The organism is Streptomyces sp. NPDC057638, from assembly GCF_042800315.1.
In the GTDB taxonomy this organism is placed as follows: domain Bacteria; phylum Actinomycetota; class Actinomycetes; order Streptomycetales; family Streptomycetaceae; genus Streptomyces.
Window position 1 is genome coordinate 1 of sequence record NZ_JBHVHF010000259.1, and the last position, 11,739, is coordinate 11,739.

The 11,739-nt window shown below is 73.5% G+C and carries 3 protein-coding genes; all 3 read left to right on the forward strand.

What is annotated here, in order from left to right; translation table 11 throughout:
• A partial coding sequence (locus ACFVIM_RS26960) for an alpha/beta fold hydrolase (RefSeq protein WP_384306321.1) occupies positions 1-3,357 on the forward strand: 3,357 nt, incomplete at its 5' end.
• Between the two features lie 153 nt (positions 3,358-3,510).
• Positions 3,511-4,542: a ketoacyl-ACP synthase III family protein gene (locus tag ACFVIM_RS26965; protein ID WP_384306323.1), complete on the forward strand. Its 1,032-nt coding sequence runs from the start codon at positions 3,511-3,513 to the stop codon at positions 4,540-4,542.
• A 78-nt stretch (positions 4,543-4,620) separates the two neighbouring features.
• A complete protein-coding gene (locus tag ACFVIM_RS26970) occupies positions 4,621-11,706 on the forward strand; it encodes an SDR family NAD(P)-dependent oxidoreductase (RefSeq protein ID WP_384306325.1) in 7,086 nt (2,361 codons plus the stop codon).
• The last annotated feature ends 33 nt before the right edge of the window (positions 11,707-11,739 follow it).

The following is an 11,739-nucleotide window of genomic DNA, read 5'->3' on the forward strand; positions in this document are numbered from 1 at the left end:
ACCCACCACCTCACCCCCCACACCACCCAACAACTCCACCACCACACCACCCACCACGGCCTCACCACCAACACCCTCATCCAAGGAACCTGGGCACTCCTCCTCCACACCCTCACCAACCAAACCGACATCACCTTCGGAACCACCACCACAACCCGCCCACCCGAAATACTCCACATCAACAACACCCCCGGCCTCTTCATCAACACCATCCCCACCCGCACCCACATCCACCCCACCCAAACCATCACCCAACACCTCACACACCTCCAACACCAACAAACCCAACTCCTCGATCACCAACACCTCAGCCTCACCCACATCCACAACACCACCCCCCACACCCAACTCTTCGACACCACCACCGTCTTCGAAAACTACCCACTCGACTCCGAGGCCCTGAACGCCTCCTTCGGCGATCTGCGCCTCACCGATGTCCAGGCGTATGACGCGACCCATTACGCGCTGAGCCTCACCGTCGTCCCGGGAGAGCGCCTCGGGATCAAGATCGGCTACCGGCCCGATCTGCTCGACCGGGCCACCGTCGAATCCATCGCCGCCCGGCTGCTGCGTCTCTTCGAGATCGTCGCCGACGACCCCGATCTGCCCATCCACCGCGTCAACTCGCTGCTCCCCGGCGAGATCCGCGATCTCGCGCGCTGGAACGACACGGCCCGGGACCTCACCCCACGGCACTGGTCCGAGCTGCTGGAATCCCATGCCGCGACAACCCCACGGGCACCGGCGCTGCTCCACCACGCCAGTGACAGCGAGCTGACCTATGCCCAGCTCAACGAGCGGGCCAACCAGCTCGCCCATCAGCTGATCGGCGCGGGGATCGGCCCTGAGGACATCGTCGCGCTCGCCCTGCCCCGCTCACCGGAGTTGGTCATCGCCCTCATCGCCGTACTCAAGGCCGGGGCGGCCTATCTCCCGCTGGATCCGCGGCACCCCGCCGAACGGCTCGCCTTCACCCTCGCCGATGCCCGGCCCGCGCTCCTGATCACCAGCGCCGACGCCGCCGCGCACCTGCCGCGCACCTGCGTCCCCACCCTGGCGCTGGATACGTCCGAGACGCTCGCACGGCTCGCCCGTCAGCCCCGTACCAACCCCACTGACGCGGACCGGACAGCCACTCTCCTGCCATGGCACCCCGCGTACATCATCTACACCTCGGGCACCACCGGGCGGCCCAAGGGGGTCGTGGTGTCCCATACGGGGATTCCCTCGCTGGCCGCGAGCCAGATCGAGCGGCTGGGGCTCGACCGGAGCAGCCGGGTGCTCCAGAGCGCCTCGGCGACCTTCGACGCCAGCGTCATGGAGTGCCTGATGGCGTTCGCGGCCGGTGCCGCCCTCGTCGTCCCGCCGCCCGGACCGCTCGCCGGGGAGGAGCTGGCGCGGGAGATCCGCGCACACGGAGTGACTCACGCCCTCATCCCGCCGAGCGTCCTGGCCACCATCCCCGGCCCCGGACCCGACACCGGCCCCGGACCCGACACCGACACCGACACCGACACCGACACCGACACCGGCTCCGGCTCCGGCTCCGGCTCCGGCTCCGGCGAGCAGGGTGGCGGCCTGCCCACCCTGCGGACGCTCGTCGTCGGCGGTGAGGCGTGCCCGGCCGAGCTGGTGGCCCGCTGGGCGCCACGGCTGCGGATGGTCAACGCGTACGGACCCACCGAGGCCACCGCCTGCGTCACCTTCTCCGACCCGCTGACCCCGTCCGCGCCGCCACCCATCGGCCGCCCCAACCCGAACACCCGGGTCCACATCCTCGACTCCGCTCTGCGGCAGTCGCCGCCGGGGGTCGCGGGTGAGCTGTACATCGCCGGGGACGGGCTCGCCCGGGGCTATCTCCACCAGCCCGGACTCACCGCGGAACGGTTCACCGCCAACCCCTACGGACCCCCCGGCAGCCGCATGTACCGCACCGGAGACCTCGCCCGCTGGAACCACGACGGCACCCTCACCTACCTCGGCCGCACCGACCACCAAGTCAAAATCCGAGGCTTCCGCATCGAACTCGGCGAAATCGAGACAGCACTCACCCAACACCCCGGCATCACCCACGCCGCCGCCCACACCCACACCGACCCCACCACCCACACCACCCACCTCACCGCCTACCTCGTCCCGGCCGACCCCGACACCACCCCCGACACCACCGACATCCGCGACCACCTCAAGAAGTCGCTACCCGCCCCTATGGTTCCGGCGGCGTTCGTCATCCTGGCCGAGCTGCCCCTCACCACCAGCGGAAAACTCGACCGTCAGGCCCTGCCCGCGCCCGACTTCGCCGCCCAGACCACCAACCGCCCACCCCGCACCCCCCACGAGAAGATCCTCGCCACCCTCTTCGCCGAAACCCTCAACCTCCCCACCGTCGGCATCGACGACAACTTCTTCGAACTCGGCGGACACTCCCTCCTCGCCACCCAGCTGATCCGCCGTGTCGAGACCGCCTTCGGGGTGCGCCCCAGCATCAGGGCCCTCTTCGACCACCCCACGGTGGCCGGGCTCGTGGGCCGCCTCGGCACCCGGGACACCGCGGGCACCGGTGACAGCACGGAGGCACTGGGCACCCTGCTGCCGCTGCGGACCCGGGGTGGTCGGCCGCCGGTCTTCTGCGTCGCCCCGACCAGCGGTCTGAGCTGGTGTTACGCGGGTCTGATGAGCGGCCTCGGCGGCGAGTACCCGCTCTACGGGCTCCAGGCGCCCGGGATCACAGACCGGGACGACCGTCCCACGACGCTCGCCGCGCTGGCGGCGCACCATGTCGACACCCTGCGGACCGTACAGCCGGAAGGGCCCTACCACCTGCTGGGATGGTCCTACGGAGGCATCGTGGCGCACGCCATGGCGGCGGAGCTGCGCGGGCGCGGGCAGACGGTCCGGCTGCTCGCCCTGCTGGACGCCTATCCCGGCGTACCGTCCGGCGAGCGGATCCCCGAGGACCGTGATGAGGCCCTGCGGCTGCTCACGGCGCGGGCGGCAGACGACGGCGCTGAAGGCGACGGAACCGAAGGCGACGACCCGCTGGCGCGGCTTCACGCCGAGACCGGTGTGTCCGCGCTGCTCGACCCGGACCAGGTCCGGGCCCTGGCCGAGCTGGCCGCCGACAACCTCCGGCTGCTCCACGGATACGAGCCCGCCCGCTACGACGGCGATGTCCTGTTCTTCACCGCGACGGAGGAACGGGCCGAGGACGCCATGGGCCCCGGCGCCTGGCACCCCCATGTAGGCGGTCGGATCGAGGAACACCCCATCGCCTGCGCGCACACCCGGATGACCCAACCGGGCCCGCTGGGCGAGATCGCCGCCCTGGTCTCGCGGTACCTGGACGAGCGTCCATGACGGGCCACGGCCCCTCCGTACGCCGGACCGGAGGACGGTACCGGGCAGCGGGCGACAGGACCGGAGGGCCGGGACCACCGGCCGGCCCGCGCGGCAGCGCGCCAGGAGCCATCGGGACACCACGGGGACAGCGAGCCACCAAGGAGGCACCGTATGCGGTCGGAGGGTCTGTACGTCAGCGGGCTCGGCACCTACCTGCCGGAGCGGATGAGCAGCCGTCGCGCCATCGAACTGGGGCTGTACGAGGAGACCTCGATGCTGGACTCGGGTGTCACCGGCACCCTGGTGGCCGGGGACACCCCGCCCGTCGACATGGCGGTCACCGCGGCCCGGGAGGCGCTCAGGCGCGCGGGGAGCGCCCCCTCCTCGGTGGATCTGCTCATCCACTCCTGTGTCTTCCGGCAGGGTCCGTCGATGTGGTACCCGGGCGGGTACATCCTGCGCGAACTGGGCTGTGACAGCGCCTCCGTCTTCGAGGTGCGGCAGGGCTGCAACGGCATGCTCGCCGCCCTCGAACTGGCCATCGGCCAGCTCGCCGCCGATCCCGCCCGTGGCCGGGCGCTGCTCACCACCGCCGACAACTTCGCCTCCCCGCTCGGTGACCGGTGGCAGGGGTACGGCCCCGGCACGGTCATCGGCGACGCCGCCAGCGCCATGGTGCTCGACACCGCCGGAGGCATCGCGCGGGTGCGGTCCGTCAACCAGTCGGTGATCCCGGAGCTGGAGGGCCTGCACCGGGGCGGTGAGCCGCTGTTCGACGGGTACGGCCGGGAGACGATCGACATGGTGGCGCGGGCCCGCCACTTCAGTGGCGCGTACCGGCCGCTCGCCGAGATCAACGAGGTGATCGCGGAGCGGCAGGCGGCGGTGGTCCACCGCTCCCTCGACGAGGCGGGGATCGGGGTCGACGACCTCACCCGGGTCATCTACGTCAACCAGGGCGAGTACCTCGTGGGCCAGTTCCTCCTCGATCCGCTGGGCCTGCCGGACTCCAAGTCCACCTGGGACTTCGGCCGCACGGTCGGACATCTCGCCGCCAGCGACCACGTGGTGGCCCTGGAGCACCTCGTGACGACCCGCCAGGTGCGGCCCGGCGACCATGTGCTGCTCGCGGGAGCGGCACCGGGCTTCGTGGTCAGCGCCGCCGTCCTGACGGTGAGCGCCGACGCCCCCTGGGCCATCTGAGAGACCTCCGGGTCATGTGAGAGATCCCGGTTCGTGCAAGAGACCGCCCGGTTCGTGTGAGAGACAAGGGAGACCAGCATGACGAGCCGCAAGAACCGCAAGGCCGCCAAGAACACACCCGCCACCGCGACCGCCACACCCACCGACCCGCACGCCACCGCCACCCCCGTCGCCACACCCGCCGACCGGCGCGCGACCGCCGTCGCCACCGACCCGCGCGCCATCGCCGTCGTCGGCATGGCCTGTGTCTTCCCTCAGGCCCCCGACCTGGCGGCCTACTGGACCCGGCTGCGCGAGGGCCATGACTGTGTCACCGAGGTCCCACCCTCCCGGTTCGACATCGACGCCTACTACGATCCACGGCCCGGCACCCCCGGCACGATCATCACCCGGCACGGCGGGTTCCTCGACGGTATCGACGCCTTCGACGCGGGCTTCTTCGGTGTCGCTCCCCGTGAGGCCCAGCACATGGACCCCCAGCAGCGGCTGCTGCTGGAGACGGCGGCGGTGGCGGTGGCGGACGCGGGGCTGACCCGGGCCCGGCTGACGGCCGGGCGCACCGGGGTCTTCATCGGGTCCATGGGGCGCAACTACTGGGAATCGATGAGCAGGCGGGGCGTGCTGGACGTGTACGCGAACGCGGGGACGGCACCGAGCATGCTGTCGGGCCGCCTCTCGTACGCCTTCGACCTGCGGGGTCCCAGCCTCACCCTCGACACGGCCTGTTCGTCGTCGCTGACGGCGGTGCACATGGCGTGCCGGAGCCTGCGGGACGGGGAGTCGACGCTGGCGCTGGCCGGCGGGGTGAACCTGGTGCTGACGCCGGAGGAGAGCATCACCTTCTCCGACGGGCGGATGCTCTCGCCGGACGGGCGGTGCAGATTCGCCTCGGCCGCCGCCAACGGATTCGTCCGCAGCGAGGGCGTCGGCGTCGTGGTGCTGAAGCCGCTGGCGGCGGCGGTCGCGGACGGGGACGCGATCCGGGCGGTGATCCTGGGTTCGGCGGTCGTCAACGACGGTCAGGGCGCGAACGCGCTGATGGCTCCGGCGGAGTCGGGGCAGCGGGAGACGCTGCGGGCGGCGTACGCGGACGCCGGGGTGGATCCGGCGGAGGTCGACTATGTGGAGGCGCACGGCACCGGGACCCCGGTGGGTGACCCGGTCGAGCTGGGCGCGCTCGCGGCCGTGCTGGGCGAGGGCCGTCCGCCCGGCCGCCCGCTGCTGGTCGGCTCGGCGAAGACGAACATCGGTCACAGCGAGGGCGCGGCCGGGATCGCCGGGCTGATCAAGACGGTGCTGGCGCTGGAGCACGGGGTGGTGCCGCCGAGTCTGCACAGCGAGGAGCTGACGTCCGCCGTCGACTGGCCGGGGGCGGCGCTGCGCGTTCCGCGGGAGGCGGTGGAGTGGCCCCGGAGGGATCGGCCGGGGCTGGCGGGGGTCAGCTCGTTCGGGATCTCGGGCACCAATGTGCATGTGGTCGTCGGGGCCCACCAGCCCGTGGCGGCCGGAGCCGACCGCCCCGTACCCGTATCCGTACTCCCGACTACGGCGACGGTGGGGGCGGAGTCGGAGTCGGAGGGACCCTGCCTGCTGACGCTCTCCTCGCATCTGCCGGAGACCCTGCGTGAGGTGGCGCGGGACTTCCGGGAGTTCCTGACCCGGGCCGCCGAGGGCGGCGGCCCGTCGCCGCGCGCGATCTGTGCCAGCGCGGCGCTGCGCCGGGACCACCGGGAGAGCAGGCTGACGGTGGTCGGCTCCGGTCATCGGGAGCTGGCGGACCGGATCGGCGCGTTCCTCGCCGATGAGCCGGGTGCCTTCGTCCGTTCGGCGGACGAGGTGGAACGGCTGGCCGACGGCGCCCGGGTCGTCTTCGTCTTCCCCGGCCAGGGCTCGCAGTGGGTGGGCATGGGGCGGGAGCTGCTCCGTACCGAGCCGGTGTTCCGGCGGGCGCTGGAGGAGTGCGACACGGCCATCGCGGCGGAGGCGGGCTGGTCGGTCGTCGATCTGCTGACGCAGGGCGAGGGCGAGTTGGAGGGGGTCGCCGTCATCCAGCCCACCTTGTGGGCGATGGAGGTGGCGCTGGCCGCGCTGTGGCGGTCCTGGGGGCTCGATCCGGACGCGGTGGTCGGCCACAGCATGGGCGAGGTGGCGGCGGCCTGTGTGGCGGGGTCGCTGAGCGTCGCCGACGGGGCCGCCGTCATCTGCCGCCGGAGCGCCCTGGCGCGGCGGGTCTCGGGCCGGGGCGCGATGGCCTCGGTGGAGCTGAGCGCCGAGGAGGCGGAGCGGGAGCTGAAGCCGTACGACGGTCAGGTGGTTGTCGCGGCCGTCAACGGCCCGTCGTCCACGATCCTGTCCGGGGACGCGGACGCGATGCGCGAGGTGCTGGTCGCGCTCCAGAAGCGCGGGGTGTTCTGCCGTCTGGTGCGGGTGGACTTCGCCTCACACGGGCCGCAGGTCGAGCCGTTGCGGGAGCCGCTGCTGGCGGCGCTGGAATCGTTGCGCCCGCGCGCCGGTGACCTGCCGATGTACTCGACCGTCGGCGGGCTGGACGGCGCGCCGGTGGACGGTCGCACGCTGGACGGAGCGTACTGGGCCGGCAATCTGCGCCAGCCGGTCCACTTCGGTCCGGTGGTGCAGCGGCTGCTGGACGAAGGGCCGGTGGTCTTCGTCGAGGTCAGCCCGCATCCGATCCTGGTACCGGCGATGCGTGAATACGTCGACTCTGCTTCCGCCGCCGGTGCCGCCCGTGACGGCAGTCTGGTGGTGGGCTCGACCCGGCGGAACGAGCCGGAGGCCGCGTGTCTGCTGGACGCGCTGGCCACGATCCATCTGAGTGGTCAGCCGGTGGGGTTCGACCGGCTCTTCGCTCCGGTGCCGGAGGCGGTACGGCTGCCCGGACCGGCCTGGGACCGCCAGCGGTACTGGTTCCCCGAGACCGCCAACGACACCGACAACACCGACAACACCGCCGACACCGACAACACCGCCAACAACACCGACCGCACCGACCCCACCGGCCGTGTCGGCACCCTGGCGGCGACGACGGGCGACCGGACCGCGCGCACGGACCCGGCCCCGGACCACAACCATCCGCTGCTCGGCCCGCCCGTGGCGTCGGACACGGGCCCGGTCTGGGAGGGACCGGTGGACCTGGCGGCCAACGCCTATCTGCGGGACCACCAGGTGCAGGGTGTGGTGGTCGTGCCGGGGACGGCCTATGTGGAACTGGTGGTGGCCGCGGCGTCGGGCGCGTTCGGCGCGCTGCCGGTACTCCGGGACGTGACCTACCGCCGGGCGATCTACCTGGATCCGTCCGGGCCGCCGCCGGTGGTCCGGGTGGCGCTGGTCCCCGGCGCCGAAGGGGCCTGGTCGTTCGAGGTGAGCAGCCGCTTCCCGGACCAGCCGGAGTTCACCCGCAACGCGGACGGGGGGCTGGAGTTCCCGGCCCCCGGCCCCGGTCGGGCGACGGCGGCCGGGGAGCCCCGGGCGACGGTCCAGGGGCGCTGCCGGGAGCTGACCGGGGAGGAGTTCTACGGAGAGTTCGCGGCGAAGGGGAACCAGTGGCTGGGCGCCTTCCGGGGTGTCACCTCGCTGTGGCGCGGGCCCGGGGAGGCGCTGGCGCGGATCGAGGCACCGCCCTCCCTCGGCCCCGCGGGCTCCGCCGGGGATCCCCATCACTTCCATCCGGCGCTGCTGGACGCCTGCGGGCACACCCTGGCCGCCGCGATGGGCGCGTCGGGCGGCGGTGGTGAGCACGAGGCGTTCGTGCTCGGCGGCATCGCACGGGCCCGGCTGTACCGGCGTCCGGGCGCCGGTCCGCTCTGGAGCCACGCGGTCCGCACCGCCGTAGGCCCGGACGCGGTCACCGGCACGGTGACGGTACGGGACGAGGAGGGCGCGCTCATCGCCGAGCTGGAGGGGGTGGCGCTGCGTTTCCTGGAACCACGCCCCGAACGGCGGGACACGGACGGCTGGCTGCACGACCTCGCCTGGCGTCCGGCACCACCCGCCGTGCCCGCGCCCGGCGGCCGCGACGGCTACTGGCTGCTCTTCGCCGGGGCCGGGCCGGAGACCGACCGTCTCGCGGACCGGCTCGGCGGCCGCGCGATCATCGTCACCGCCGGTACGGGGTACGGGAGGACCGGGCCCGACCGGTACCGGATCGCCCCCGACGCGCCGGAGGAGTACCGCCGGCTGCTCACCGAGGTACGCGGGTCCGTCGGTGACGCCCCGTGTGAGGGTGTGGTGCACCTGTGGGCGCGCGACGCGCGCGATCCTGACCCGGCGGCCACCCCGGAGGAGGCGGCCGGGGCGGTCGCCGACGCCCAGCGGCTCGGATGTCACAGCGTGCTGCGTCTGGTGCGGGCGCTGGACGAGACGAACGGGCCGGTCGGGCGGCTGAGCCTGGTGACCGAGGGCGCCCAGCGCCTCCCGGACGACTCGGGGCCCGTCGCGGTCGGCCAGGCGACGCTCTGGGGCTTCGGCCGCTCGCTGGCGCAGGAGTACCGGCGGTGGCGGTGCACCCTGATCGACCTTCCGGCGGGCGCCCGGGAGCGCGATGTCGACCTGCTGGCGGACGAGTTGCTCGCCGCCGGGTTCCGGGAGGACCAGATCGCCCTGCGGGGCGGCGGCCGCCGGGTGCCCCGGCTGGTGCGCCGGGCCGGGTCCGGCGGCGCGCCGGAGCGGACCGGGCACGGCGGCGTGCCCGAGCAGGCCGGATCCAGCGGCGTGCCCGAGCAGGCCGGGTCCGGCAGCGTGCCCGAGCAGGCCGGATCCAGCGGCGTGCCCGAGCAGGCCAGGTCCGGCAGCGTGCCCGAGCAGGCCGGATCCAGCGGCGTGCCCGAGCGGGCCACGCCCGCTCCGGCACGGTATGAGATCCGCAATCGCTCGACCGGTCTGCTGGACGCGTTCGTACGCGTACCGGTCCCGGACCGCCCGGTGGGGCCGGGCGAGGTCGGGGTCCGGGTGACCCACACGGCGCTGAACTACCGGGATGTGCTCACCGCCCTGGGCGCCTATCCGGGGCTGACGGAGGGCGCGCCGCTCGGCTGGGAGTGCGCGGGTGTGGTGACCGCCCTGGGCGCGGGCGTGGCCGGGCTGCGGATCGGCGACGAGGTCATCGCGCTGGCGGAGGGCGCGCTCGCCAGCCATGTGGTGACCAGCGCGCGGCTGGTCGCCCGGGTGCCCGCCCGGCTCTCGGTGGAGGAGGCGCTGACGCTGCCCGCCGCGTATCTCACCGCGTACTACGGGCTCTGCGAGCTGGCGGCGCTGGCGCCCGGGGAGCGGGTGCTCATCCACTGTGCCACGGGCGGGGTGGGGCTCGCCGCCGTCCAGCTCGCCCGGTGGCGGGGCGCGGAGGTCTACGCGACGGCGGGCAGCCCGTCCAAGCGGGCGCTGCTCAAGGCCATGGGGGTGCGGCACGTCGCCGACTCACGGTCGCTGGAGTTCGCGGCGGAGTTCGCCGACGCGACCCGGGGGGAGGGGATGGACGTCATTCTCAACTCGCTGACGGGTGAGGCGATCGCGCGGAACCTGTCGCTGCTGGCCCCCTACGGCCGCTATGTGGAGCTGAGCAAGAAGGATCTGCTGGAGAACGGCTCGATCGGGCTGGAGCCCTTCTCCCGGGGCATCGCCTTCCACTCCATGGACCTGGTGGAGATGCTCCGGACCCGTCCGCGCCAGGCGGGCGCCCTCTTCGAGCGGGTGCTCGAACTCGTCGAGTGCCGTGCGGTCGAGCCGCTTCCGTACGAGAGGTACGAGGGTGGGCACGGCCAGGGTTCCGAGGGCCTGGAGTCGGCGTTCCGGCGGATGGCGCGCGCCCGCCATACGGGCAAGGTGCTGGTCCGCCTCGGTACGGACACAAGCACAGGTACGGGCACGGAGACAGGCGCGGGCACGGACACGGTCGGCGCTCCGCGGCCACCCGGCGCCGACCGCGCGCGGCCGGACGAGGAGTGGACGGCCGCCGAGGGCACCTATCTGATCACCGGGGGTCTCGGCGGCATCGGGGCGGAGCTGGCGGCCTGGCTGGTCGAGCGCGGTGCCAGGGATCTGCTCCTGGTCGGGCGCGGTGAACTCGGCGGCCGTGGACCCCTGCTCGACGCGCTGTCCGCGACCGGCGCCCGGGTCGCCTACCGCGCGGTGGACATCGCCGACGAGACGGCGGTACGGGCGCTGCTGCGGGAGTACACGGACGGCGGCGGCCCGCCGGTGCGCGGGGTGCTCCACGCGGCCGGTGTCATCGAGCTGGCCTCCGCCGGGGAGCTGACGCCCGAACGGTTCGACGCCGTGGTGCGGCCGAAGGTCCTCGGCGGATGGGCGCTCCACCGGGCGCTGGAGGGGGTGCCGCTGGACTTCTTCGCCCTCTTCTCGTCGGCCTCCTCGGTACTCGGCTCGCCGAGGCTGGGCGCGTACGCGGCGGCCAACGCCGGTCTCGACGCCCTGGCCCACCACCGCCGGGCGCGGGGGCTGCCCGCGCTCTCGGTCAACTGGGGCTTCTGGTCATCGGTGGGCATGGTCGCCCGGTACACCGAGGAACACGGCCGCGACCTCGCGCCCCGGGGCTTCGGCAGCTTCACTCCCCGGGAGGCCATCGGGCTGCTCCAGCGGTTGCTGGCGGGGCCGGACGCCCAGGTCACGGTGATCGCGGCGGACTGGGACCGCTGGCGCGTGGCCTACCCGGAGGCGGCCCGGGACGCGCTGCTGACCGAGGTGGTGACGACCGCCGCTCCGGCCGCGCCCGGCGCGCCGCGGGTGCCGGATCACCGTCCCGCGGCCCCGCCGACCCCGCTCGTCGCGGAGGTCACGCCGGTCACGGCCGTGCTCCCCGCCCCGCCTGCCGGGACCGCCGGGGCTGGGAGTACCGCTCCCGCGCCGGCCCCGGCGCCCGGCGCCCGTCCGGCGGATGGAGGCGGCGCCGACGCGGAGGAGGTGCACGCCTTCCTGAAGGAGCGGGTGGCCAGGGTGCTGGCCCTGCCGTCCCAGCGGCTCAACGCCCGTAAGCCGCTGAACCGCCAGGGGCTGGACTCCCTGATGGCCACGGAGGTCCGGGGCGAGGTGCAGCGGGCGTATGAGGTGACGGTGCCGCTGGCCCGGATCCTGGGCGGCCAGAGCCTCACCGACCTCGCCGAGTTCATCTCGGGTGAGCTGGCCGAACGGCCCTGACCCGCACGGCCGACGGGTCCCGAAGGCCGGGGC

Bases quoted from the DNA above. Each gene is read 5' to 3' on its own strand.
- ACFVIM_RS26970 (WP_384306325.1), top strand. From the start codon at position 4,621: ATGACGAGCCGCAAGAACCGCAAGGCCGCCAAGAACACACCCGCCACC.
- ACFVIM_RS26965 (WP_384306323.1), top strand. From the start codon at position 3,511: ATGCGGTCGGAGGGTCTGTACGTCAGCGGGCTCGGCACCTACCTGCCG.